Raw genomic sequence first — 25,752 nt, 5'->3', positions numbered from 1 at the left:
CCATCCGCCGTCTTGCCTATGTCCCCCCGTTATCCCTTGCTCCTGGTCGATGCCAGCGGCTATCTGTTTCGCGCCTATCATGCGCTGCCTAAGCTCACCGCCGCCCAGGGTGAGCCGACCGGCGCCTTGGTCGGGGTGCTCAATATGCTACGCCGGCTGATCAACGAGCACCGGCCGGAGTATATCGGTGTAGTCTTCGATGCCGGTGGGCGCGGCTTTAGGCATGAGCTCTATCCGGCGTACAAGGCCAACCGCCCACCGCCGCCTGATGATCTGCGCGCCCAGATCGCGCCCCTGCTTGCCATCATCCAGGCGATGGGTCTGCCGCTCCTTCAGGTCCCAGGTGTGGAGGCCGACGATGTAATCGGTACCCTGGCGACCCAGGCAGCAGACCAGGGCCTTGCGACCCTGATTGCGACCAGCGACAAGGACCTCGCCCAATTGGTCGATGAGCGCATCACCCTAGTCGATACCCTGGGTAATACCTGGCTCGATCCTGCAGGCGTCCAAACCAAGTTTGGTGTCCCCCCCGAGCGGATGGTCGATTATCTGGTGCTCACTGGTGACACCAGCGACAACATCCCTGGGGTGCCTGGCTGTGGGCCGAAGACCGCGGCCAAGTGGCTGGCCGAATATGGTGACCTCGAGGGGGTGATGCGCCATGCTGCAGCGATCAAGGGCAAGGTTGGGGAATCCCTACGCACTGCACTCACCCAGCTTCCCCTAAGCCGCGAGCTTGTGACCATCAGGCGGGATGTGCCGCTGGCACTCAGGCCCCAGGACCTGCACCCCATACCACCCGATGTTGACTCCTTACGCGCCTGGTATGAGCGGTTAGAGCTCAAACGCCTGCTAGCGACGCTCGATGGGCCAGCCTCGCATCCAGCGGTATCTGCTGGCAAAGGCGAGGAACAACAGGCGATCTCGACAAATTATGACCTGATCCTGACTGACCACGAACTTGCTGTTTGGCTGAAACGACTCCAAGAGGCCCCCCTGATCGCCTTGGATACCGAGACCACTGGGCTTAATAGTATGCAGGCCGAGCTCGTTGGGCTTTCATTTGCCATCGCCCCAGGGCAAGCGGCCTATTTGCCACTCGCCCATGCCTATCTGGGTGCACCCGAACAGCTCGACCGCGGGCTGGTCCTGGCGCGTCTGAAACCCTTGCTCGAGGACCCCAATCGCCCCAAGGTCGGGCATCACCTCAAATATGACATGAACATCCTGGCGCGCTATGGGATCGCGCTTCAGGGGGTTGCACACGACAGTATGGTCGCAAGCTATGTCCTGGAGAGTACGGGGCGCCATGACCTGGATTCGCTGGCCAAGAGATATCTCGGGCACAACACCATCCGCTTCGAGGAGGTCGCAGGCAAGGGAGCCGAACAGCTGTGTTTCGATCAGGTACCGATCGAGCGCGCCGGTCCCTATGCTGCCGAGGACGCCGACATCACCCTGCGCCTCCATCAGGTCTTTGCCGAGCGCCTGCAGGCCATCCCCCCGCTTGAGACCCTCTATCGCACCATCGAGATGCCTTTGGTGCCCGTTCTCTCCAGGATGGAGCGAGCAGGGGTCCTGATCGACTGTCGCTTGCTGGCCGAGCAGAGCGCCGAGCTTGCCCAACGTCTCGCTGCGCTTGAGTCCGAGGCCCAGCGCGTCGCCGGTCGGCCCTTCAACCTCGGCTCGACCAAACAGATCGCCGAACTCCTGTTTGGGGACATGGGCTTGAAACCGGTCAGCAAGACGCCCAAGGGCCAGCCATCGACCTCGGAGGAGGTCTTGGAACAGCTTGCACTCACGGGACACGAGTTGCCGCGACTCATCCTGGAACACCGCACCCTGGCCAAGCTCAAATCGACTTATACCGAAAAATTGCCGCGCATGGTCGATCCGCACACGGGTCGGGTGCATACCTCCTATCATCAGGCGGTGACGGCCACGGGGCGGCTCTCCTCCAGCGACCCCAATCTGCAAAACATCCCGATCCGCACCGAGGAGGGGCGGCGCATCCGCCGCGCCTTCATCGCCCCTGCGGGCTACCGGCTGCTCGCTGCCGACTATTCGCAGATCGAGCTGCGGATCATGGCGCATCTGTCGGGCGATGAGCGCCTGCTTGCCGCCTTCGCCGCCGGTCAAGATATCCATCGTGCCACCGCCGCCGAGATCTGGGGGATCACGCCCGAAACCGTGACCCCAGAGCAGCGCCGCCTGGCCAAAACGATCAACTTCGGCCTGATCTATGGCATGTCGGCCTTTGGACTGGCGCGCCAGCTCGGGATGGAGCGCGGGCTCGCCCAGGCCTATGTTGGGCGTTATTTTGAGCGCTACCCTGGGGTCAAGGCATTCATGGAGCGTATCCGCGAGCGGGCACGTGCCCAGGGCTATGTCGAGACCCTCTTTGGTCGCAGGCTCTATCTCCCCGAGATCGCGGCCCGCAACCCCAACCAGCGCGCAGCAGCCGAGCGCGCGGCGATCAATGCCCCGATGCAGGGCACCGCTGCCGACATCATCAAACGGGCGATGATCGCACTCGATGCCTGGAGCGAGCGCGAGCGCCCGCCGGTCAAGCTCATCATGCAGGTCCATGACGAACTGGTGCTCGAGGTCGCCGAAGAAGCGATCGCTGAGGCCCAGGCCCAGGTGCGCGCGGCGATGGAGTCCGCGGCAAGCCTGGCGGTACCCTTGGTCGTGGACATCGGGCTAGGCGCAAACTGGGACGATGCCCATTGAGCCCACCTGCCAATGGGTACTAGGGTGGGCAATGCGCATCTGTTAAAGGGAGAGGCAATCGCCGTCCCTATCCGCCCGCTGGGCGATATAACGACTAATACAGATAACTCAATCCGACGATGGGAACTAAATCCGAGTGTCTAAGTCAAATGAATCGAGCGAATGGGGCTGTCATCTCTCCCCCTGGATGGCAGCCCACACCCCGGTTGCCCCAAGCCGGGGACTGTTCCCCTGCGGTCTCCAACCCCGGACCGCAGGGGTTTCTTTTTGTGCCCATCGCATGCAAGATGCGCCCAAGATGCGCCGCTGTTGCCGACTGTGATCGGCAGATCCTTGGGATGCGCACTGCATAGCCTATGGCTGTCTGGATTGAATGGGATTGGATATGACCTACCGCGACCTGCGCGCCTTCATCGCCGAGCTCGAACGCCGCGGTGAGCTCAAACGCATCGGCCAGCCGATCGATCCCATTCTCGAGGTTACTGAGATCTGCGACCGCACCCTGCGCCACGGCGGTCCGGCCTTGCTCTTCGAGCGGCCCAAGGGGTCCGCGATCCCGCTGCTGGCCAATCTATTCGGCACACCGCAGCGGGTGGCCCTGGGGATGGGGCAAGAGTCGGTCGCTGCCCTGCGCGAGGTTGGGCGGCTGCTCGCCTTTCTCAAGGAGCCCGATCCGCCCAAGGGTCTCAAGGCGGCCTGGCAGTCGCTGCCGATCTTCAAAAAGGTGCTGGCGATGGCGCCGCGCCTTGTGCGCAATCCACCCTGCCAGGAGGTGATCTGGGGCGGGCCCGAGGTTGATCTCAGGCGCCTGCCCATCCAGCACTGCTGGCCGGAGGATGCAGGGCGCCTGATCACCTGGGGCTTGGTAATCACCCGCGGCCCCGCTAAACCGCGGCAGAACCTGGGGATCTATCGCATGCAGGTCCTGGGACCCAATCGAGTCATCATGCGCTGGCTGCATCATCGTGGCGGGGCGCTCGATTTTCGCGATTGGCAGCGCACCCATCCGGGCAAACCCTTTGCGGTGGCAGTTGCCATCGGCGCCGATCCGGCGACCATCCTAGCGGCGGTAACGCCGATCCCAGATACCCTGTCCGAATATGCCTTCGCGGGTCTGTTGCGCGGCAGCCGCACCGAGGTGGCCTCAGCCCTGTTGTCTGACCTCCAGGTCCCGGCGAGCGCCGAGATCGTGCTCGAGGGCCATCTCTATCCGGGGGACATGGCACCAGAGGGACCCTTTGGCGATCACACCGGCTATTACAACGAGGTCGAGAACTTCCCCGTTTTGACCGTCGAGCGCCTTAGCCACAGGCTAGACCCCATCTATCACAGCACCTATACTGGGCGCCCGCCCGATGAGCCGGCGGTCTTGGGGGTGGCCCTCAACGAGGTCTTTGTCCCCATCCTGGGCAAACAATTCCCCGAGATCCAGGACTTTTATCTGCCGCCCGAGGGCTGTTCCTACCGCCTGGCCATCGTCAGCATCAAGAAACAATACCCAGGGCATGCCAAGCGGGTGATGCTGGGGATCTGGTCGTTTCTGCGCCAGTTCATGTACACCAAGTTTGTGATCGTGGTCGATGACGACATCGATATTCGCCAATGGCCGGATGTCATCTGGGCCATGACCACACGCATGGACCCGGCGCGCGACCTGGTATTGATCGAAAACACCCCGATCGATTATCTGGACTTTGCCTCGCCGGTCTCTGGGCTCGGTTCTAAGGTCGGGTTCGATGCCACGAACAAATGGCCTGGGGAGAGCAGCCGCGAATGGGGGCGACCGATCCAGATGGATGCCGCAGTCAAGCAGCGGGTGGATCGCATTTGGGATGAACTGGGGATTGGCTAAAAGGGGCCGTGCCCAGCGGGTGCCAGGCGCGACCCGAAAATCAAGTGGGTACCGGCCTGGTTAGTAGCGACTGCCGCTGCGCGGGCGCTCGGCGCGCGGGCGTGCCTCATTGACAGTCAGCTTGCGCCCTTTCATCTCGCTCTCGTGCAGGGCCTTGATCGCTGCGTTTGCCTCCGAGTGGTTGGGCATATCGACAAAGCCAAAACCCTTGGACTGCCCCGACACCCGATCCCGAATCACCTCAGCGGAGGCCAGCTCGCCGAACTGGCCGAAGATGCCGCGTAATTCATCATCGGTCACGCTATAGGGAAGGTTACCTATGTAGATCCTCATCTCTGCTGTCTCTCGCACTCATTTGTGTGTTGATCGATCACCTCCAACCGCCGGCCAACACACAAGCCAGACGGTGGCTCCGGTGAAGACCGGTTCGCCTGCAGGCGAGCCCGATCGACCAGAAGCAGATCGGAGACAGACCAAAGGAATCAACCACCCGAGCGGGCCAAGGCGGGATGAGAAAGGATAACAGAGTCAGACGCAGGGTCTGATGAGCGCGGCGGCGATTGGATCGGACGCAATGGCCACGAACGAACCCCGACTCATCCGGAGCAACAAGGAGACAAAACGCTCGCGTGGGCTATTCTGAAATCCTGGCCAAGCCGCCGATTGTTTGGCAAAAAGCTAGTCGATATGCGTCCCCACGTCAACCGAGATGCGCCTCTCGATAGATCACTGGGGCGGCGTCAGGCGCATCAAACCGCTGATTGCCCAGGCAGCTGCACGCGGTCATTGGTACGATGCCGGTGGGCGCTGTTTGCCGACCTTCTGCGGGGCAGGCGGCAGGTCTGGACGCAAGCTCAAGGGTTGTCCGGCTTTAGCGCCTGGGCCAGTCCCTCGTCTAGGGTCGGATAACGCAACTCGACGCCGAGCTCTTCGCGCAGACGGCGGTTGGACAGACGTCTGGACTCGCTCAGATAGCTCATCATGGCCGTAGAGACCTGGGTCGGTGCCTGGGACATGGGAATCAACGGCGGGCGCGGTAGTCCTGCGGCATCGGCCAGACGGAGAAAATAATCGGTCATGCTGGTCGGATGGCCGTCGCTGACGTTATAGATGGCACCGTTTGGGGCGCGCGCCATTGTAGCGATGCAGATCTCGACCAGATCATCGACATGGATGCGGTTGCTATAGGGCGATTCTTCGGGCCGAACCATCGGCAGCCCTTGGCGCAAACGTTCGAGCGGCAAGCGCCCGGGGCCATAGATGCCAGCGACGCGCAGGATGACCAGCTCGCCGCCCTGCTCCCGACTCCAGCACCTTAACCGCTCCTCGGCATCGAGACGCCTGAACGAGCGGTCATGTACGGGGCGCGCTGGCCAATCCTCGTCGATCCAGGCCCCCTGGCAGTCGCCATAGACCCCGGTGGTGCTGAGATACACCAGACGCTGGGGATGACCCACCTGGGCGAATGCCTCGATCAGAAGTTGGGTATGCCGGTCCTCGCGCCCGGTATCCAGCGGCGGGATGAGATGAAAAACCTGTGCACCGGCCAGCGCATAAGGGAATGGATCGGCAGCGGCAAGATCATGACGCAGCGCTGGGATACCGGCCTGGTGTAGACGCGCGACGCCCGCTGCGCTGCGCACTACGCCCAGGACGGATGCGCCTTGCTCGCGATACCGACACGCCAGGCGCAGACCCACATAGCCGCAACCGAGGATCATGATGTCATACATTGGACTATCTCATACCGGACCCCGGCCCCTTACCAAGAGAGGGCTCTCATGATGGCAAGGTCCAAACCCATGGCTAAGGTAGGGTGCATACGCGCATTGCCTGCCGCTGGATCAGCGAGGGCCAGCGATTTGGCTTATCCTGGGGACTGCGACCTTCCATCATCTCATCCTGTTTAAGAGTCGATCATGATCGCCATCCCCCGTCTCATCCTGCTGAGCCTTGCTGCCCTGCTGCTTGCGGCCTGTGCTACCCAGCCGCCGGTGACCTCGGTCTGGACTGCGCCTGCACAGGCCGGGCACCCCTATCAACGCCCGATCGTCCTGGGGGTCGCCACCAGCCCCAAGGTCAGGCGCGCCTATGAAGACCATTTCGTCAAGCAGCTCACCGCTTATGGTACGAATGCCCAGGCCGGCCATGATCTGATCCCGGATCGCTATCTAGGGCGGCTTGCGCGTCTGAAGAGCGCCATCGCCCACGCCAAGGCCGATGCGGTGTTCATCGCCCACCTGGTCGCTGATGAGGACTCTCATCATCAGCCCATGACGCGCCTTGCTGCTGTCCCTGCGCATTATTACACCCTGGCCGACTATGTCAGCCAGGTCTATAGGGATATCAGTGCGCCGGATTATTACAGCAATCCCAAGGGCCTGCGGCTCGAGGTCAATATCTATGATGCCAAGCAGGCGCGCCTGGTCTGGTCTGGACGCTCTCAGTTACTCGATCCTAGTTCGGAACGCACCACCATTGGCCAGGTCATCGGCGAGATCATCGCCCAGATGGGGCAAGACGGGGTCCTGCCGCGCCCGCCCGTATCAACGCCGGCCTCCGCCCGCCAGGTCGATGAGTGATTCCAAGATGGCGGTATCGTCCGCACGCGCGGCCACCCGCACCGTTGCAAAACCCAGCCCGTGCGCGGTTTGCGCCGTGCGCTCAGCGATCACGACCAGGGAGGTGGCCAAAAGCTGCGCCCGCCCCTTTTGGCCGATCAGCTCGACTAGATTAATCAGCACCTCATCGCTGGTGGCGATGGCCAGTTGCACCTCGTCTTGCCAGCGGGCGATGAGCGGCGCCGAATCAACGGCAGGTCTCACCCGGCGATAGACCTCGGCAAAGAATACCTCGGCACCCCGTTCGCGCATGGCCTGGGCGAAGAGCTCGCGTCCGCCCTCGCCGCGCACGATCAGCACCCGCCGTCCGCGCATATCGGCAAGTTCGGGCATCGCCAAGAGCGACTCACTGTCATAGCGCTCGTTGGGCACGAGATCAGGGGCGCGCCCAGCAGTCTCTAGCATGCGCGCTGTGCCGCGCCCAACCGCGGCGATCCACTTGACCCTGGGCCAGGTGCCTTCCCCAACCAGCGCGATGGCCTGGTCGACGGCGTTGGGGCTGACGAAATACATCAGATCCCAAGGCTCGGCGAGCCGGACCGCCGCTTGCGCATCCCGGGTCGGCTCGATGGCGATGGTCGGGAAGCGAATCGGGCGCCCACCCGCTGCCTCGATCAGACGGCAGAGAGGCTCGGCCTGACCAGCAGGACGAGTGACCAGCACCCCGCAGCCGGCAAGGGTCTTGCTGGCTGTCATGGCTCAGTCGCCCATAAGCGCCGCGAGGATCTCATCGGCGCCCTGGGCCAGCAGGTCCTCGGCCACCCGCACCCCGATCGCCTCGGCCTCGCTGCGAGGCCCCTGCCCTTGGGCGCGCAAGATACGCGAACCGTCCGTCGTCCCGACCAGGCCTTTTAGGATGAGCAGATCGCCCTCAAGCACGGCATGGCCTGCGATCGGCACCTGGCAGCCGCCTTGTAAGCGCGCATTCATGGCACGCTCGGCCAGCACCCGGTCAGTGGTCTCAGGGTCGGCGAGCGGTGCGATCAACCCATGCACCCGTTCGTCATCGATCCGGCATTCGATGCCGATCGCCCCCTGGCCGATCGCCGGCAGGGACGCATCGGGGTCGAGCAGGCTGCGGATGCGCCCGGCAAGACCCAGCCGGACCAATCCGGCAGCGGCCAGGATGATGGCGTCATAGTGGCCGGCATCGAGCTTGGCCAGCCGGGTATTGACATTGCCGCGCAAGGGTTCGATGCAGAGATCCGGACGGCGTTCAGCGAGCTGACACTGACGGCGTAGGCTCGAGGTCCCGACCTTAGCGCCTGCTGGCAGCTCATCGAGAGAGGTATAGCGATTGGAGACAAAGGCATCATATGGATTCTCGCGCACCAGGATCACCGCCAGATGAAGTCCTTCGGGAAACTCGACCGGCACGTCCTTCATCGAGTGCACGGCGATGTCCGCCTCCCCGGCCAGCATCCCTTGTTCCAACTCCTTCACGAACAAACCCTTGCCGCCGACCTTAGACAGCGGCGAGTCGAGTAATTGATCGCCCTTGGTGGTCATGCCGATGATCTCGACGACCAGGTCAGGATAGAGTGTCTTGAGGCGCGCTGCGACATGTTCGGCCTGCCACATGGCCAGAGGCGATTGACGGGTAGCGATACGAATGCGATTCGACATGGCTGATCCTGATTCAAACCGGCCCGGGTTAGGGTCCCATGGGGCAGCTTAGCAGTTGAACGATCTTATGGACAGGCCCAAGCTAGGCTGCCCTATCGGTCCCTAATAGAAGAGGCATACCGGCAGGCCAGATCTCACTAAGGCTGAGTGACACATTGTGGCATAAAGGTCTGCAACCGGTCTTCAGAACATCGCCTCGGGCGACAGCAATACATCCTCCTTACCTCCCCTGGACTTGCGACGGCGGGCGTTGAAGAGCTCCCTGGCCGCAGATTTGAGCAGCAGTTTAAAGACCTTGTGCTGGGCCAGACGGTGAGTACTGTTCAGTTCGCCGATCAATTGGAGCCGGGTCTGGAAATAGGCGATGTCTGATTCGAGCTTGGCCAAGCGGATGCGTGCAGTACGGCAATCACACGGATCATCCAGCGGGGGGCTCTTTTGATGATCAAAAAGGGGGGCTGGAAGGAAGGAATCCTGGATTGACATGGGTATCATGCATTGCCGAAGGCCCTAATTGGAAAAGTGTAAGCTAAAGTCCGATCATTCGATATCTGAACGCCTATCGTGTGTCTTTTTCCTTAAACGCGTAGCATGCCTCCTGTCTCCCCGATATGATTCAGCAATTGTTCCGTTGAACCGCGATGGCCTCGCCCGGGTCTTCAGCGTTGTGAGATACAACCCCCTGCCGCTGTTTGTTTCCCGACTCAGATCCCCGTAATGGATGTTCCTGCTCATCAGGCTATCGCCACCTGTCTGCTGCGCGATCGCCCTGCCCTGCGCGCTCGTTGGCGCGGTCTGCGCAAACAGGCGCACACCGGTCAGCCGAACGAGCAGGCCCTCAATGCGCTCTGGGAACGCATCCGCAGCTCACAAGCCATCGTCGCCCAGCGCCAGGCACTGACCCCACCCCAGATCGATTATCCGGACCTGCCGGTCAGCGAGCGACGAGGGGAGCTTGCCGAGCTGATCATTGCCCATCAGGTCGTCATCGTCTGCGGTGAGACCGGCTCGGGCAAATCGACCCAGTTACCCAAGCTATGTCTGGAGCTTGGGCGCGGTCACTTCGGACGGATCGGGCACACCCAGCCCAGACGGATCGCTGCGCGCGCCCTGGCATCACGCATCGCCCAGGAGCTCGGGGTTGAATTAGGAGGGCTCGTCGGTTCCAAGGTGCGTTTCCATGACCGCGTGCGCCCGGAGAGCGCGATCAAGCTGATGACCGATGGGATCCTGCTCAATGAGATCCAGCGGGATCGGCTGTTGCTTGAGTATGACACCTTGATCATCGATGAAGCGCATGAACGCAGCCTCAACATCGATTTTCTCTTGGGGTATCTCAAAGGGCTCCTGCCGCGGCGCCCGGAGCTCAAGCTCATTGTCACCTCGGCGACCATCGACCCCGATCGCTTCGCCCGCCATTTCGCCGATGATCAAGGCCAGCCAGCGCCGATCATCGAGATCTCTGGACGGCTGTATCCGGCCGAGATCCGCTATCGCCCGCCAGAAGACGAGAACGCCGCCGAGTGCGATGAGTCCATGCAGCAGGGGATCATCGCCGCGGTCGATGAGCTAGCGCGCCTGGGTCCAGGCGATATTCTGGTCTTTTTGTCCGGCGAGCGTGAGATCCGCACCACTGCCGAGACCTTGCGCCGCCATCACCCGCCCTCGACCGAGATCCTGCCGCTCTATGCCCGGCAAGGCCCGCAAGAGCAGGGACGGATCTTTCAGCCACATGCCACCCGGCGCATCGTGCTGGCGACCAATGTCGCCGAGACCTCGCTCACCGTCCCTGGGATCCATTACGTCGTCGATACCGGATTTGCCCGCATCAGCCGCTATAGTCACCGTACCCAGGTACAGCGCCTACCGATCGAACGCATCGCCCAGGCCAGCGCCAAACAGCGCGCCGGGCGCTGCGGGCGGGTGGCCGATGGGGTCTGCATCCGTCTCTATAGCGAAGAGAACCATCTCGCCCGCGCCCCCTACACCGAACCCGAGATCCTGCGCACCAATTTGGCGGCAGTGATCCTGCGCATGAAGCTGTTGGGGTTCGGGGCGATCGAGCACTTTCCCTTCATTGATCCCCCTGACCCCAGGCTGGTACGCGACGGCTATCGCACCCTGGAAGAGCTCGGCGCACTCGCTGGCGAGGGTACGCTCACCCCCCTGGGGTGCCAGCTCGCCCGCCTGCCGCTCGACCCGCGTATCGGGCGGATGTTGTTAGAGGCTGATCGTTTCCAGGGTCTGGAGGAGGTCATGGTGATCGCCGCCGCCTTAAGCATCCAGGACCCGCGCGAGCGCCCTCTGGATAAACAACAGGCCGCCGACGAGATCCATGCTACCTTCCAGCACCCCCAATCGGATTTTTTGGGGCTGCTCAACCTCTGGCAGTTTGTCGAACGCGAGCGCGCGAGGCTGTCGCGCCGCCAGTTTCAGGCGCTCTGTCAGCGGCACTTCTTGTCTTGGAATCGGGTGCAGGAGTGGCGGGATGTATATCTGCAGTTGCGCGAACAGATGCTCGAGATGGGGTTTAAGGATTCATCCGTCGGCCAGCCGCCCTATGATGCCGACGCCTATGCCCGCATCCATCGCGCCTTGCTCAGTGGGCTCTTGAGCCACATCGGGTTTCGCGAGTCCGAGCGCGAGTTTCAGGGGGCGCGCGGGAGCCGTTTCTTGATCCATCCGAGCTCTGCCCTCTTCGCCAAGCCACCCAAATGGGTCATGGTCGCCGAGCGGGTGGAGACCACCCGCGCCTATGGGCGGATCGCTGCTGCCATTGAGCCCGCCTGGGTCGAGCAGGCGGCAGGACATCTCATTCAGCGCAGCTATTTTGAGCCACATTGGCAGGCGGCAACCGGCCAGGTCGCAGCCTTCGAGCGGGTAAGCCTCTTTGGTATCACTCTGATCCCCAAGCGCCGCGTCAACTATGGGCCGATCAATCCGGCGGAGGCGCGCGAGGTCTTTATCCGGGCGGCGCTGGTCGGCGGTGAGTTTCACACCCGCGCCCCCTTCTGGCGCCACAACCGCGAGCTGATCGATGAGATCCGCCGGCTTGAGGCCAAACGCCGGCGCGAGCTCTTAGACGATGAGGCGATCTATGCCTTTTATGCCGAACGCATCCCCCTGGGGATCTATTCCAAGCCGCTGTTTGAGCGCTGGCTGCGGGAGACGGCGCGCCAACAGCCTAGGCTCCTGCACATGCGTCTCGCCGACCTCATCGGCGAGGGGCAAGGGGTCAGTTGCCAGGACTTCCCCGATGTCATCCAGGTCGGGGCAAGTCGCCTGCCGCTCGAATATCGCTTCGCCCCAGGCGAGCCAGAGGACGGCCTGACCCTGGTCGTGCCCCTACCGCTCATCAATCAGGTCGCACCCGAGCGCCTGGAATGGCTGGTGCCCGGACTTCTCCCCGAGCGGATCGCAGCCCTCCTGCGTAGCCTGCCCAAGTCGTTGCGCAAACCGCTCGTGCCGATCCCCGATACCGCCCAGAGGCTCGCGGCCCAGCTTGCCCCTGCCGGCCGGCCCTTGATCCAGGCCTTGGCCGAAGCGATCCGCGCCGCGACCGGTCTCCAGGTCCCCGAGGACGCCTGGGACCCCGGCGAGGTCCCTCCTTATCTGCGGATGAAGGTCAAGCTCATCGATGAGCAGGGCCGTACCCTGGCTTTGAGCGAGGATCTGCGTGCATTACAACGCGCCTATGGCGCCCAGGCCACCCAGGGATTCAGTCGGCTCCCCGACCCTGGGTTGGAGCGCAGCGGGATCAAACGCTGGGACTTCGGCGACCTGCCCGAGTCGGTGGACCTCGACCAGGGCCGGCTGCGGGTACGCGGTTATCCCGCACTGGTCAATGGCGATGAGGGACTCGCGCTCCGAGTGCTAGACTCCAAAGAGACCGCCGAGCGCGCCCATCGCCTGGGTCTGCGTCGTCTCCTGCACCTGCATCTCGGCAGCACCCTGCGTCCGCTCGAACAGTCGCTCACTGAGCGCGAGATGCGTCTGCAATATGCCAAGGCGCCATCGCCCCCTGAAGCGAGCGCCTTGGGGTGCCGACACCCTGAATCCGCTGCCACCTCCAAGCCGCCCGATCTGGCCGAGGAGTTGCTCGATCTGATCCTGGACCTAGCATTCATCGAGGGCCAGCCGCCCATCCGCAGCCAGCAGGTCTTCGAGGAGTGCCTACGGGCGGGCAAGGCGCGTCTGTTTGCCACCGCCGAGGAAGTCAAGCGACTGGTTGCGGCGATCCTTTCGGATTATCACGCCCTGCGCCAACGTTTGGCTGGAATTACTCAGAGTCACTGGCAAGAGAGCCTGCGCGACATCCAGGACCAGCTCGATGGACTGGTCTTTCGCGGCTTCTTGCAGGCCATTCCCTACGACCATCTCAAGGACTATCCGCGCTATCTCAAGGCGATCGGGATCAGACTCGATCGCCTGCGCCATGCCCCCGACCGTGACCGGCGCTGGATGGCAGAGATGTCCGGGGTACTTGCGCGCTGGCGCGAGCGGGTTGAGACGCTGCGTGCCGCGGGGCGGGTCGATCCGCGTCTCGATGAGATCCGTTGGCTCATCGAAGAGCTTCGGGTCTCGCTCTTTGCCCAGCAGCTCGGTACCCGTCTGCCGGTCTCGGTCAAGCGGATCGAGACGCGCTGGCAAGAGTTGGGGCTGTGAGCGCTCAGCACGCCAGATGTGATGGCTGACCCCATGCTTGCCCAGCGCCGCCCCTCGGGGTAGGGTACACATCGCCTACCTTCTACTCGTTCGGATGACTTGGTCGATGCGACTCGATCCGCAGTTTTATTGGGCCGCGGCCTTGAGCCTCTATATCCTCGCGGTCCTGTTTTTCACCCGCCTCCCCTATGAGGCTATGGTGGCGCGGGGCTTGGAACCCATCCGCGCGCTCTATTACAACCGCAAGCTGGTGCACATGCTCGCAGGCGGAGTGGGCTCGCTGGCAGTCCCCCTGGTCTTTACCGATCCCTGGTTTCCCCTGGTCAGCGGGCTGTTGCTGACCCTCCTGGTCAATCTGGCGCATGCCACAGGGTTTAGATTCTATTGGTTTCAGACCCCAGAGAACCGCAATGACGTCAAGTTCGCCTTCATGTGGTCGCTGTCGGTGGCAGGGCTGTGGTGGCTGCTCGGAGACCCCTGGCTTGCGGTCCTGCCTGGCCTCTATATGGCCTTCGGAGATGGGGTGACGGGAATCGCGCGCAATGCATTCATCCGCCGCCGCTCCAAGAGCGCGATCGGCAGCGTCTTCATGCTCCTAATCTGCATACCGATAGGTTGGATGATCGGGTCCATGGCACACCCGCCGATCCCTGTCTGGGGATTGATCTCGGCGCTGGTGGCGACCTTCATCGAGCGCTATGAGTTCGGGCCGATCGACGACAACATCCTGATCACGACCGCGGCCTCGGCGGTCTTGGTGATCGGGGTCTATTGGGGCTAAATACCCGGGACCGCTATTGGGCGAGCCTGGGATTGCGCAGGGCCTCGACGCCCAGGATCTGCGCCTGGGCGTGTTCGATCAGGGCGAGAAGCACATTGCGCTTCAGGTCTAGGCGCTCGAGGGTCTCGGGGACGATTGGCGGAGCATCACGCAGGTCGCGCGAATCGATCTCGGCGAGATGCGCGAGTGTGTTGGCGACATGCACTAACGCGACCGCCAGGGCATGCGTCTCGGGGGCGGCGAGCGGGTCATGATGATAGCGGATACAGGCGACCAGGCCCTCGGGCAGACCCCAGTGCTCAGCCAGGGCACCGCCGAGCTCGGCATGATCGAAGCCAAGCAGGGCCCGCTCGGCGGCGACGGGGGACAGCCGATCGATCTCGCCCAATGAATCCAAGAACGCCTGATGCTCAGCCTGTGGCGCCTGGGTAAAGAGCAATAACTGCCCCAGGTCATGCAATAACCCGCCAAGAAAGACCGCACCAGACAGGTGCGGCTCGCTCTGTTCGGCCAGGAGACGGGCGATGAGCGCGCAATAGGACGAATGGCGCCAAAAGAGCTCAAGCGGCAGCATCTCCTGGGGCGGCAGGCGGTCGGTGGCCTGGGTCACGGCGCTGGCGATCACCAAGCGGCGCAGCGGCTCGCGCCCAAGGAGCATGACGGCGCGCTCGACTGAATCGACCGTGCGCGCCGGCGCGAATGCCGCGCTGTTGGCAAGCCGCAAGAGGAGTGCAACCAGGGCGGGGTCTTGTTCGAGGACACGCGCGATGTCAGCTTGGCGGCTGTTGGGGTTATCGAGCAGATGTAAGACCTCACCGACTACCCGCGGCATCGCCAAGAGGCGTCCTGCTCCTTGCACAAGGCTGTTGATGTTCGGTGAGGGCATGGAGAGCTTCCTACCCAGGGCCTGTCAGAGACTAAACATGGACTTCAATTGATTGAGCTGACGCTCATTGCCCACAAGCTCGGGGATGGGCTCGCCGGGCGGAGGGGGTGTTAGACCCAGGAGTTTGAATGCGGGCATCGTCGAGGCATCAGGCACCTCGCGACCCTCTTCCCGTAGCGCCGACCAGCGTGCGATCAGGGCGATACTGGTATAGTCCGGCTCGGCGGCATGATACCCCCAGTCGCCATAGTGTTCGGCCACATTGACTAGATCATCGCCCAGCCCCCAATAGTTGATTACCAGGACGCCAGTGATGTTGGCCAGCTTACCGATCAGCGAACGGATCATCGGCAGCCCCTTATCGGGCGCGCGGTTTTCGATGAATTGGATGATGGGAACGGCCCCGACCCCTGCAATCAATCCCGCCAGCAATGCCCGCTCCCGATCGAGCCGACGGCAGATCTCGGCGATCACATAGCTGTGGGCCGAACAGAGGACACTGTCGTTCCAGACCTCTTCCATCACCTGGCGGGTCGTTTCACTCTTGGCGCGAAAGGCCTGACGTAGGGCGAGATTGACCGCGAGCATCCGCGTATTGCGGAAACCAAGACGCAATACTGCCTCGCGGATGGTCTTAATCTCTTTCGCCGCGCGAAATAGGGGGCTATTGGTGGCATGTAAGAGTGCACCGGCGATGGTGGGATCGCGCTGGATGATCTCGGTCAAGGCATCGATGCCGGTCTCTGGGTCACTGGTCATCTCCTGGATCTTGAGCGCCACCTCGGGACGCGCCGGCAGGACCAGTTTGTTCTGATTGATCAGGTGATACAGCTCGGTGAGAAACTCACTCTCCGCCGGATCGAGCTCGATGTCGCTGACCTCCATCCGCGTGGGGATGATCGATTCGAGCGCAGTCGCTGGGATACGCAAGAATAGACAGGGTGTCTCGGTCACCAGGCAGGCGTCAGGTGCCAAGGTCTCGCCAATCAGGTCGATCGGTTCACTCAAGCCGCGAAAGGCCTGGAGACGCTCGATGACGCCGTTTTCGAGACGGGCGATATGGCCATCGAGCAAAAACAAGCGATCGGGATGCAGCTCGGTCAATTTGATGCGATGTTTCGCTGAACATTCGATGAAACGGCAATGCTCCACAAGACTGCGACGCAGATCCTCGCTTAGCGAGCGTGTCAAGTCAATTTCACTCAGGACTGAAAAGGCCTGCCCCGGCTCCGCTATCTGCTGCATAGTGATTCGAATCTATAACGCTGGGAGAGGGTCATGATTTAGCAGTCAGTTTCCTTGCTAGTCTAGCAGGATCGCTGTCTGCCGTTGATATGAACGACAAGCAAGAGACCTTAGGGTCTGTTCTCAATCAAGTCAATCAGGCGATGGTGCAAGCCAGATAAACGAACGACAGGGAAGACGAGGCGAGCTTGTCGTAGCGCGTGGCGATGCGTCTGAATTGCTGGATGCGACAGAAGAAGCGCTTGATCAGATTGCGGTTTTTGTAGAGATGCCGGTTGAACGAGCGCGGATTGAGTCGGTTGGAGCGTGGGGGATGACCGCCTGGCTGCCCTGTGCGGTCACCGTTTCGACAAGGGCATCCGAGTCGTAACCCTTGTCGGCAATGACGCACTCGGTCGGTTGGTCCTGGATCAACGCCGCGGCCTGCTCGATGTCGGCGACCTGCCCTGCCGAGAGAATGACGCGCAGCGGATTGCCCAAGGCATCCACCGCAACGTGCAGTTTGGTCGTCAACCCGCCCCGCAAGCGACCGATTTCCTGTTGGCCCGCTTTTTTGGGGCGCCAGCAGAATGTGAGTGGGCGCGCACGATGGTCGAGTCGATGAACAGATGCTCCATGTCGGCATCGCCTTGCAGTGCGGCGGCCACGCGCTCCCAAACACCTTTCTCGCGCCAGCGCGAGAAACGCACATATGTCCGGTGCCAGTGGCCCAGCTCGGCTGGCAAATCGCGCCACAGACAGCCGGTGCGCATGATCCAGAGCACGGCTTCGACAACGCGCCGGTTGTCCCTCGCTGTGCAACCCGGATCGCTCTTCTTCCCCGGTAACAGCTGCTCAATGCGTGCCCACCGCTCATCTCATAACATCTTCCGCTCCATCCTGACTCCTGCGCAAAAGTCAGGATATGACCAGACTTCACCCACTGTGAACAGCCCCTCGCCATGTCAGTGACTGTGAACGATTTATGCAGCCTCGCTTGCATATGACATAGCACTATGCGCACGATTGAGAAGAGGACCTAGCCTACGCTGTTAAGCAAGTTGATGATAACCAAGCAACAGATCGGCTGCCTGGCCCGCTGTCCCATCGCTGCGAATGAAGCGCCCCGTTTGGGCAATTTGATCATAGGCGGCAAGCGCCACGCGCCTATGCTGATAATTCAGCTCGATGGCAGCGACCTGTGCTTGGCCGAGGGTTTGCAGGGTTTGGGCACCGCGGGCACCGAGTTGGACCAGGCGCAGACGTGCAAATACGGCATCCTGTTGATCGATGCGCCCGTCGGTATTGTCATCATAGCGGCCAAGTTCGGCGAATCCGTGGACAGCGCCGTTCTGGTCGCCGAAGAGTTCGCGCCCATCGTCGATGTACCCGTTGCCATTGCGATCGAGCGCCAAGAACCAGCTCTGGCCATAGACGGTGCTCATGCGTTCGAGCCGTCCGTCCCCGTTGAGGTCAAAGTCGATACCGCCCGCGATCCCTGTGGTCGTGATCCCCTGCCCGCCGAGATCGAGCACCAGTGGATCGCCTTGTTGGACGACGCCTCCCCCGGTAATCTCTAGGGCAAGCTGCTGGAATACCGCGGAATCATCCGCGCGGATGGACAATGCCAACTGCTGACGCGATGCCTCGACCCGAACGCCCAGGATCTGCACACCTGCAGGCAGTGCCGGCATGTCGGGGGGATCGGAGACGACCGGCTCGGCAGGCGGCGGTGATGCGAGTTCGTCATCCTGCACCTGGGCCTCGCTGCTCAGATCAAGGGTCCGGCGCAGGATTTGATAGTCGGGGTCCTGTTCGATGCGCGCCTGGATCTCGGCGTTGAGGTCTTCAGGCGCAGTGCCAGGGCTCGGCGGGACAGCGCCCTGGGTTGTATTGCCCCCCTGGGGCGCGGTTGCGCGCATCATGGACGGTATGGGCCGCATGGCGGCGTTGACAGAGGTCAGGATCATGGCTCGGCCTTCCCCGCTTAATGATCCAAAAGATTCAAGGCCCTCTGCATTCACAGGGGCTATCGAAGGACAAGGCGATGCCGTTTTCGGTATGACGCACGACCGTGGCATCGACCAATGGCCCACGTTCGCCGCAATCCAGCATCCCTGCGACCCGGATCTGGACCTTAGTACCGACTGGTGGCCAGTTTTCATGGCCATTCATCAGCAATAGCACGCCGCCCTTGCTCAGGTCTTCAGTCCAGACTACGCACGTCTCACCGCCTGGACGATATAACTCCACCTCGACCTGGAAGGGGAGCCGTAGAAACCTGCGCCGGTTTTCATTGGACTCCATACTATCGGACCTCTCTCGCCGTCCTTCCCTCTCGCTCATCCATCGAGACGGGGGTGGACCAGATTGTCCAGGGTCCAAAACTGACTGCCGCGCAAAAAACCGGGTTCAACCTCGCTGATCAGCGATGCGGGGTGGCCATCGGCATCGCGTTCCTCGATCCAATCGTCGGGTAATGAATCAAGGAGGTGAGCCATGGATAGCTGCCCATCGACGAGTCGGCAGAGCCGAATCTCACCCGTTCCCAGATGGCGAAAGGCCGGCATAAAACCCCGCGTCAATCCGCTGATCTCCAAGCTATCAGGTGCGACGTTTAGGATCAGATCCGGTTTGAGTGGCATGGTTCGCGCTCCTCATCACGGATGCGTAACCATTTAACGACATCCGGATATAAAACTTTAAGCACGGGTCAGATAGATAACTATCGAGGATGTTATGGCGGATCTCCCAAAAATGCGGTTTGGATCGCATTTATTTGGTGGAGGACAGGCTATGCTCTCTCATAAAGAACCTTGCTATATGCGCACGCGGCCCAATCCAGCCGCCTTCACAACAGGAAGCAATCATGGACATCACCTCGACCTTCGCCGTGCATGGTTATCCCAATACCTTGGCCAGCACCAAGACTGAGGCCAGTGTTGCAATCGAGATGCTCAATAAGGCCAATCAGATCCAAAGCGACTCGGCAAAACAGATACTCCAAAGCATCCAGCCATCTGCTGCGAGCACCCAAGCGCTGCCCGATCATCTAGGGCGCTATATCAATCTCACGGCCTGAGGTCTTGGCCCATACCTACGCCGCTAGCTAGGCAAACCGACTCACGCCGGCCTGGCTCTGCCCGGACGGGATGGCCAGACGCGCAGAGCCTCCACTGGTGGTCCTAGAAGTGGATGGAGAGATGTCGCGCGTCTCGGCAATCCCTGCCTTCATCACGCTCTCATAGATCCGGATCTGACGCTCGCGGAGGTCTTGCTGGGCGCGCATCTCCATGGCGCGCGCTGCCGCAGCCACGCGCACATCCTGACCCGAGGGTTCGGCGGGCGCCATCGCCGCGCGGATGATGGCGCGTGCCTTGGCGAGATTGCCCTCGGGGTCATCCGGGTTCATTGAGGTATCGATCCCGACCTCGCCCCCGATGGCGTAACGCCGGCCATCCGGCCCAGTCTGATAGGAATAACTCGGACCGCTGGTGATGTAGGCGCCGCCAGCGGCGATATGGGCCTGCTCGTGGGCACGCACCTCAGCATCGCGCTGCTTGAGCTGCTCGATCAGGCGCTGATCATCGCGCGACAGGGTCTCGCCTCTGGCATCCTTGGGCGCTAGCGGATCGCGCTCCTGGGGCGAGGGCTCGGCACTATCGGCGCGTCCTGTTGCAGTCTGATCTTGCGCGGCCCCTGCCCCCGGCTCCTGGGGTAGGTCTGGGCTACTGGCAGACGCCTTTGCCTCTTCTTCAGCCGCGCCTGCGCTTTTGTTTGCAGACGTACCCGACTGCATCTCAGCGCGAGATGGCATGGCTGTTAAAGGGCTGTGGATGAACGTTCGGATCTCCACGGCATCCATCCTATGAGGGGCTTGCTGTTATTAGTCTAGCTGATGCCCCTGACGGGCGCAGTGAACCAGCGCACGCACTTCATCCCCAAGACCCTATGGTAGATTGTCGCGGATCGAACCAATGGTCCGAATCCAAGGACCGTTGTCGCGCACACCGGCGGGCAGTGCGGGGAGTTCGCGGGCGGCCTGGGCACGGCTTGGAAAGCTGCCGAGCACGGCGATGATATAGGAGCGCGTCTGGATGTAATGGACACCCTCCAGGCCGTGCGGCTCGAGGACCCGGCGGGCGGTCGCCAGATCACGTGCGGCAACGAGCTGGATGGTGAAGCGTTCCGGGTCCTGGCGGGTCAGCCAGGCCAGATCCTCGGCCAGGTCATCCGCAGGCGCCAAGGGCGCGCTCGCTGGCATGTCCACCGCCGGCTCGGTCCCGGCCTGTGGAAGGACAGGGGGTGGCTGCGGTGATTCACTGGCAAGTGCCGCCTGCGGCTCAGAGGGGGCGGGCGCAGCAGGGTTGGATTCCGACTGGAGTTTCGCGACCACCACCGGCTTGGCCGGTTGCGCCGGGCGTTCGAGCGAGACCGAGCGGCGCGTATCGCGTGCCAGCTGCCAGAAGACCGGTGCAGCGATGGCCAGCAAGACCATCACCAGGATCAGCGGGATGAACCAAGGACGGCTCCAATAAGGCATCGGCGGCTTCGGCTTGGCGGTAACGGCGCGGATCTCCTCGCGACTAGCCGCCTTGGGTTCGGGTGGGGTATCCCAGGGCTGATGCTGGCGCACCCGCCTGAGGATCTCCTCGAACTCACTCTGGGCAACAGCGCTAGGGGCCTCTTCGTTGCGTAAAAAGTCAGAGAGCTGAGGTTCCCGCGACGGGCGGGTGGCAGGTTCATAGACATCGGGCTTGAGTTCCAGCGCGGCTTGCGGCAGCTCAACCACCTCATCTGGCAGGTTGGTTGACGGGGGTGGCGGGGGATCGCTGGGTGACACAGCCGCGGCTGTCCGTCCGCCCAGGACCGCCTTGAGACCCGTCTCCAAACTGCGGCAACGGCGCGCGAGCCAGGCGGTCGCCTGGGCATTGAGTGCCGCCGGCAGGCCCTTGGCACTCCCCTGTAATACGGCGATGTCACCGCGGCTGAGCAAGGCATCGGGATCATCGAGACCAGCCGCCCGCAGTCGGTGTCTGAGATAGGCCCCTGCCTGTTCGAGATTGAAAGGACGCAGGTTCAGGCGAACCACCTGGGCATCCTCGAGTAGATCGGGCAAGGGCAACGGGTGACGTGCCAAGGCAGGGTCACCGACGAGGATCAGGCGTAACCCCTGACCACCGCTTTCCAAGACAGCGGCGCGTAGGCGAATGAGCTTGATCAGACCATCGGAGCCAAGCAGATGGGCATCGTCAATCGCCAGGATGAGCCGGGTTCCCTGCGCACGTTCACCCAGCAACTCGGCCAGAGGGCGCGTCGGGCGGTCCAGACCCAGGGCCCGCAGATGAGTGCGGATGGTGACATCGACGGCATCGAAGGGGATATTCGGGCGGCTGCGAAAGGCGATCAGTTCATACTGTCCCTCGAGGGCGCCCAGAAGCCGCATCAACTGTACGCTGCGCCCTGCACCATCGGGTCCAGCCAGAATAACGAGTGCGCCCTGCTCGGCCAGCGCCCGCGCTGCCGTTTCGATCAGGCTTTCAAGCAGCGGGTCGCTATAGAGAAAGCCCTCATGCGGCAGCCCAGCGAAGGGGTGCTGCCGGAGCTTGAAGCGGGCCAGGCAATCAGGGTCTAGGGACATGCATGCGATCGTCGGTGGAAAGATGGCAAAAAGATCTTAACATTGCTCTGATGGCCAGGCCGTTTGAGGGGGCACTGCGAGCCAACCCTAGGACAAAGACCTGCTGCGTGATGTGATCATTCAACCCCCGGTGATTGTCGCGATGCGTCATCTCAGGCTCAACATGCAGGATATCGCCCGCTCCGGGCATATCACCCGCTGGCACTCGGTGCGCTGTGCGCGCAATCAGACGCTGGCCGAACACCATTATCTGGTAGCCATGATCGCGCGCGAACTGATGGAGCGGATCTTCGGTGACCGGCTCTCCCCCGACACCCGTCTCCAGGTGCTCGAATATGCGCTGACCCATGACACCCCAGAGCTTCTGACCGGCGATCTGCCCGCGCCCTTGAAACGTCGGATCGCAGAGATCGCAGGCGAAGACAATCCCTTGGCCCAGATCGAGTCCGAGATTGCCCCTGAGATCAGTAAACGCAAACAGGCGCTAGCGGGAACCGCCTTTGCCGACCTCGTCAAGTTAGCCGATCTCATGGATGGTTGTCTGTTCATCCGCGAGGAGGGGATCGGTCGTCATGCCGCCCTGGTCGCTGAGCTGACTGAACGCAGCCTGTGCGAGCGTCTCGAGGAGGCCCGCACCCGTTTCCCCGAACTCGATTGGGATCAGGTGTGGGTGCTCTACCGCGAGATGCGTGGCGAGCTGGGGACCGACAACCGATTCCTGCTCGAACAACGCTAGGTTTGCGACCACCCGCACACCTCACCTATCCAATTTACGAGTACATTAAGGGCCTGTGACCCCTATTGATCCCTAAGACCGAGGTGTAACCCCTCGGATCGACCCCTGAGCACAGAGAGAGTGGAGATGCCGCGACTCAATGACTTTCCTGTCTGGATCCGCCTGGTCGGCGCCCTCTGGCTGATCCTCTTCCCGGCCTGGAGCGGTCTGATCCTCTGGGCGGCCAACGAACAACGCCAGACCGCCATCGATCAGGCGGTGGTCTTCACCAGCACCCTACACGAGATGACCTTGGCGGGCCTGACGACCCTGATGATCACCGGCACCATCAACCAGCGCGCCGCATTTCTCGATCAGATTGTGGAACTGGCCAATGTCGAGGACCTGCGCGTCTTACGCGGTGAAAATGTCATCAAACAGTTTGGCGCTGGGAGTCAGCATGAGCAGCCGCGCGATGACATCGAGCGCCAGGTGTTAGCCAGTGGCAACCCTTATATCCAGCTGGAGGCCGATGGCCGCAACCTGCGTGCCGTGATGCCGGTATTTGCCCGCGAGAACTACCTAGGCAAGAACTGTACGACCTGTCACGCCCTCGCCCCGCGCGATTCAGTCCTAGGTGCCGTCAGCCTGCGGATCAATCTCGAGGAGGTCAATCGCTCGGTAAGTCTCTTTGCCATCAAGCTCTTTGCCATCGCCATCGCCTTAAGCCTACCGGTCTTGGTGATTCTATACATCTTAACCAATCGTTTTGTCACTCGCCCCCTACAGCAGATGACTGCAGGATTGGAAGGGATCGCCCAGGGGAACGGCGATTTAAGCCAGCGGCTCCCCGTTCGGGGGCGGGATGAGATCGGACGCGCCTGCCAGGCCTTTAATGCCATGATGGACAATATCCGCGACCTCATCGCCCGGATCCTTCATTCCACCGACCAACTGACCCGGGCGGCCCATGACCTGGCCTGTTCAACCGAGCAGACCACAAACCGAATCGCCAACCAGCGTCAGGAGATCGATCAACTCGCCTCGGCCATGCACGAGATGAGTGCTACTGCGCAAGAGGTCGCGCGCAGCGCCCAACACGGCGCCGATGTCACCCAGACGGCCCAGATGGCGGCCAGCTCAGGCAAGCAGATCGTCCACGACACCATGGCGCGTATTGATGAACTGGCTGCCGATATCCAGGAGGCGGCAGGGATCATCGAGGCGCTCGGTCAAGACAGTCAGGCGATCGGCAAGATCTTGGACGTCATCCGCGAGGTGGCCGAACAGACCAATCTGTTGGCGCTCAATGCGGCCATCGAGGCGGCGCGCGCCGGCGAGGCCGGACGCGGCTTTGCGGTGGTCGCCGATGAGGTGCGCGCCCTCGCTAGCCGTACCCAGACCTCCACCCAGGAGATCCAGACCATGATCGAGCGCTTGCAAAAAGCTAGCCGCCGCGCCGTCTCGGCGATGGAGGGCAGCCGCCACCATGCCGAAGACAGCCGCAACCGGGCGCTTGAGGCCGGCGAGGCGCTGGATAACATCACTGGGGCCATCAATACCCTCAGCGATGTCAATAGCCAGGTGGCAAGCTCTGCTGAGGAGCAAAGCGCAGTGGCCGAGGAGATGAATCGCAATGTCAGCGGTATCTCGGATGCCGCTGAGTTTAATGCGCGAGCAGCGCTTGAGACGGCCAAGGCATCCGAACAGCTCGCTAAATTGGCCGCTGAGTTGCAGGGCCTGGTCGGCCAATTTAGGGTTTAGGCCGGTAGACCCTGGGTGCGTCGATACTCCAAGCGGCTCGGGGTGCGGACAATGAGGGCGGGGATCTGATCAAGACCCAGGACCGCATCTACAGCCCCGAGCTTGACCGCCTCCTTGGGCATGCCATAGACGACACAGCTCTGCTCATCCTGGGCGATGGTGAGGGCACCAGCCTGATGCATCTCCAACAGGCCGCGCGCCCCGTCATCGCCCATCCCAGTCATGATGATGCCGATGGCATTTGGGCCGGCCGCCTGGGCGGTGGAGCGAAACAGCACATCGACCGAGGGGCAATGCCGGCTGACCAAGGGCCCACCCCTGACCTCGACCCGATACTGGGCCCCGCTGCGGCGCAGCAACAGGTGATCGCTCCCCGGGGCGATCAGGGCCAGCCCCGGGAGCACGCGATCGCCGTCCTTGGCCTCCCGAACCTCGATCTCGCACAGTTGATTAAGGCGGGCAGCAAAGGCGGCTGTAAACTGCGCCGGCATATGTTGCACAATGACTATCCCCGGGGCGGTGCGCGGCAACCGGGTCAGGATATATTCAAGCGCCTGGGTGCCACCGGTCGAGGTCCCGATCGCCACCACCCGATCCGTGGTCCCGGCCAAAGGGGTGGATAGCCGGTCGCCCAAGACGGCATCTACCGAGGGTTGAGGCGCCAGGGTGGAAAGCGGCGGCGCAGATCGGCTGGGGGCGCGATCAAGCCGCGCCTGGGCGGCGGCCTTGATGGCATCGCCAAGCAGGGTGCGCGATTCTTCGAGAAACTGACGCAATCCAATCTTGGGCTTAGGGATAATGTCCACCGCGCCGGCGCTGAGTGCCTGAAGCGCGATTGCCGACCCCCTCTCGGCCAGGGTTGAGCAGATCACCACCGGGGTCGGGTGTTCCGCCATGAGCTGGCGCAAGAAGGTCAGGCCATCCATGCGCGGCATCTCGATATCGAGCACGATGACATCCGGCCATTCTCTGGCCATGAGCTGACGCGCAAACAAGGGATCGCGCGCTGTGCCCATGACCTCGATCCCGGCGATGCTAGATAATTGTTCGGTTAGAACCTGGCGGACCACCGCCGAGTCATCGACGATGAGGACCCGAATCGCCATCTGCTGTTGCCTGCCTTTGAGGTTGAAATCAGGGCGATCGCACACGAAAAACATGCTCTTTTAAATCAACGATTTACTCAAATACCTAGATGGTTTGTGACGTAACTCATTGATCTAATTTAGTAAATATTATTAAAG

Annotated in this window: 21 protein-coding genes and 1 pseudogene; 8 read left to right on the top strand and 14 right to left on the bottom strand. The window is 62.1% G+C overall.

Annotated elements, in window-relative coordinates; genetic code table 11:
* The first annotated feature begins 18 nt into the window (after nucleotides 1-18).
* Together polA and ubiD are read left to right on the top strand one after the other, a co-directional pair.
* Nucleotides 19-2,733 carry a DNA polymerase I gene (polA, locus tag GWK36_RS02145; protein WP_210756830.1) on the top strand — a complete coding sequence of 905 codons (2,715 nt, stop codon included), beginning with the start codon at nucleotides 19-21 and terminating at the stop codon, nucleotides 2,731-2,733.
* A 385-nt stretch (nucleotides 2,734-3,118) separates the two neighbouring features.
* Entirely contained in the window at nucleotides 3,119-4,585 is a 1,467-nt protein-coding gene (gene ubiD, locus GWK36_RS02140; RefSeq protein ID WP_166269678.1) for a 4-hydroxy-3-polyprenylbenzoate decarboxylase, read from the top strand.
* A gap of 60 nt (nucleotides 4,586-4,645) precedes the next feature.
* Here the strand turns inward: ubiD and GWK36_RS02135 are convergent, their stop codons facing one another.
* Both GWK36_RS02135 and GWK36_RS02130 read right to left on the bottom strand, forming a co-directional pair.
* Entirely contained in the window at nucleotides 4,646-4,918 is a 273-nt protein-coding gene (locus tag GWK36_RS02135; protein ID WP_166269676.1) for an RNA recognition motif domain-containing protein, read from the bottom strand.
* A gap of 521 nt (nucleotides 4,919-5,439) precedes the next feature.
* The gene (locus GWK36_RS02130) at nucleotides 5,440-6,318 is read right to left on the bottom strand and encodes an SDR family oxidoreductase (RefSeq protein WP_166269674.1); all 879 of its coding nucleotides are present in this window, start codon (nucleotides 6,316-6,318) and stop codon (nucleotides 5,440-5,442) included.
* Between the two features lie 186 nt (nucleotides 6,319-6,504).
* Between GWK36_RS02130 and GWK36_RS02125 the strand changes: the two genes are divergently transcribed.
* Nucleotides 6,505-7,167: a hypothetical protein gene (locus tag GWK36_RS02125; RefSeq protein ID WP_166269672.1), complete on the top strand. Its 663-nt coding sequence runs from the start codon at nucleotides 6,505-6,507 to the stop codon at nucleotides 7,165-7,167.
* Here the strand turns inward: GWK36_RS02125 and GWK36_RS02120 are convergent.
* From GWK36_RS02120 to GWK36_RS02110, 3 genes are all read right to left on the bottom strand, one after another.
* The gene (locus GWK36_RS02120; protein ID WP_166269670.1) at nucleotides 7,132-7,902 is read right to left on the bottom strand and encodes a uroporphyrinogen-III synthase; all 771 of its coding nucleotides are present in this window, start codon (nucleotides 7,900-7,902) and stop codon (nucleotides 7,132-7,134) included. The two genes, GWK36_RS02125 and GWK36_RS02120, sit on opposite strands and share 36 nt — an antisense overlap.
* 3 nt (nucleotides 7,903-7,905) lie before the next feature.
* Nucleotides 7,906-8,832, bottom strand: a complete 927-nt coding sequence (hemC, locus tag GWK36_RS02115) for a hydroxymethylbilane synthase (protein WP_166269668.1) — start codon at nucleotides 8,830-8,832, stop codon at nucleotides 7,906-7,908.
* A 183-nt stretch (nucleotides 8,833-9,015) separates the two neighbouring features.
* Complete coding sequence (locus GWK36_RS02110) at nucleotides 9,016-9,219, bottom strand: hypothetical protein (RefSeq protein WP_246237625.1); 204 nt, start codon at nucleotides 9,217-9,219, stop codon at nucleotides 9,016-9,018.
* A gap of 330 nt (nucleotides 9,220-9,549) precedes the next feature.
* Between GWK36_RS02110 and hrpA the strand changes: the two genes are divergently transcribed.
* Both hrpA and GWK36_RS02100 read left to right on the top strand, forming a co-directional pair.
* Nucleotides 9,550-13,497: an ATP-dependent RNA helicase HrpA gene (gene hrpA / locus GWK36_RS02105; RefSeq protein ID WP_166269666.1), complete on the top strand. Its 3,948-nt coding sequence runs from the start codon at nucleotides 9,550-9,552 to the stop codon at nucleotides 13,495-13,497.
* 106 nt (nucleotides 13,498-13,603) lie between these two features.
* Nucleotides 13,604-14,278: a hypothetical protein gene (locus GWK36_RS02100; protein WP_166269664.1), complete on the top strand. Its 675-nt coding sequence runs from the start codon at nucleotides 13,604-13,606 to the stop codon at nucleotides 14,276-14,278.
* Nucleotides 14,279-14,291: 13 nt separating this feature from the next.
* On the opposite strand, the gene GWK36_RS02095 is transcribed toward GWK36_RS02100, so the two are convergent.
* The 6 genes and pseudogenes from GWK36_RS02095 to GWK36_RS02070 form a co-directional block, all read right to left on the bottom strand.
* A complete protein-coding gene (locus GWK36_RS02095; protein ID WP_166269662.1) occupies nucleotides 14,292-15,164 on the bottom strand; it encodes an HDOD domain-containing protein in 873 nt (290 codons plus the stop codon).
* Nucleotides 15,165-15,188: 24 nt separating this feature from the next.
* A complete protein-coding gene (locus tag GWK36_RS02090) occupies nucleotides 15,189-16,409 on the bottom strand; it encodes an HDOD domain-containing protein (RefSeq protein ID WP_166269660.1) in 1,221 nt (406 codons plus the stop codon).
* 136 nt (nucleotides 16,410-16,545) lie between these two features.
* Nucleotides 16,546-17,248: pseudogene (locus GWK36_RS02085) on the bottom strand (IS5 family transposase).
* 192 nt (nucleotides 17,249-17,440) lie between these two features.
* Entirely contained in the window at nucleotides 17,441-18,358 is a 918-nt protein-coding gene (locus GWK36_RS02080) for a hypothetical protein (protein WP_166269658.1), read from the bottom strand.
* Nucleotides 18,359-18,392: 34 nt separating this feature from the next.
* Nucleotides 18,393-18,695, bottom strand: coding sequence for a PilZ domain-containing protein (locus tag GWK36_RS02075; protein ID WP_166269656.1), 303 nt, complete (start codon nucleotides 18,693-18,695; stop codon nucleotides 18,393-18,395).
* A 35-nt stretch (nucleotides 18,696-18,730) separates the two neighbouring features.
* Complete coding sequence (locus GWK36_RS02070) at nucleotides 18,731-19,033, bottom strand: hypothetical protein (protein ID WP_166269654.1); 303 nt, start codon at nucleotides 19,031-19,033, stop codon at nucleotides 18,731-18,733.
* Nucleotides 19,034-19,257: 224 nt separating this feature from the next.
* Between GWK36_RS02070 and GWK36_RS02065 the strand changes: the two genes are divergently transcribed.
* Nucleotides 19,258-19,470: a putative motility protein gene (locus GWK36_RS02065; RefSeq protein ID WP_166269652.1), complete on the top strand. Its 213-nt coding sequence runs from the start codon at nucleotides 19,258-19,260 to the stop codon at nucleotides 19,468-19,470.
* A 27-nt stretch (nucleotides 19,471-19,497) separates the two neighbouring features.
* Here the strand turns inward: GWK36_RS02065 and GWK36_RS02060 are convergent, their stop codons facing one another.
* The gene (locus GWK36_RS02060; protein ID WP_210756829.1) at nucleotides 19,498-20,244 is read right to left on the bottom strand and encodes a putative metalloprotease CJM1_0395 family protein; all 747 of its coding nucleotides are present in this window, start codon (nucleotides 20,242-20,244) and stop codon (nucleotides 19,498-19,500) included.
* Between the two features lie 93 nt (nucleotides 20,245-20,337).
* Nucleotides 20,338-22,029, bottom strand: a complete 1,692-nt coding sequence (locus GWK36_RS02055; protein WP_166269650.1) for an AAA family ATPase — start codon at nucleotides 22,027-22,029, stop codon at nucleotides 20,338-20,340.
* A gap of 112 nt (nucleotides 22,030-22,141) precedes the next feature.
* Here GWK36_RS02055 and GWK36_RS02050 point away from each other — a divergent pair, with 112 nt between their 5' ends.
* The gene (locus tag GWK36_RS02050) at nucleotides 22,142-22,765 is read left to right on the top strand and encodes a YfbR-like 5'-deoxynucleotidase (protein WP_246237624.1); all 624 of its coding nucleotides are present in this window, start codon (nucleotides 22,142-22,144) and stop codon (nucleotides 22,763-22,765) included.
* Between the two features lie 126 nt (nucleotides 22,766-22,891).
* Nucleotides 22,892-24,508, top strand: a complete 1,617-nt coding sequence (locus tag GWK36_RS02045) for a methyl-accepting chemotaxis protein (RefSeq protein ID WP_166269648.1) — start codon at nucleotides 22,892-22,894, stop codon at nucleotides 24,506-24,508.
* Here the strand turns inward: GWK36_RS02045 and GWK36_RS02040 are convergent.
* A complete protein-coding gene (locus GWK36_RS02040; RefSeq protein ID WP_166272362.1) occupies nucleotides 24,505-25,614 on the bottom strand; it encodes a protein-glutamate methylesterase/protein-glutamine glutaminase in 1,110 nt (369 codons plus the stop codon). The two genes, GWK36_RS02045 and GWK36_RS02040, sit on opposite strands and share 4 nt — an antisense overlap.
* Nucleotides 25,615-25,752: the final 138 nt, after the last annotated feature.

This window comes from Caldichromatium japonicum (assembly GCF_011290485.1).
GTDB lineage: Bacteria > Pseudomonadota > Gammaproteobacteria > Chromatiales > Chromatiaceae > Thermochromatium > Thermochromatium japonicum.
Note: the sequence above shows the minus strand (reverse complement) of the source record. Positions and strands in the feature narration are given on the sequence as shown.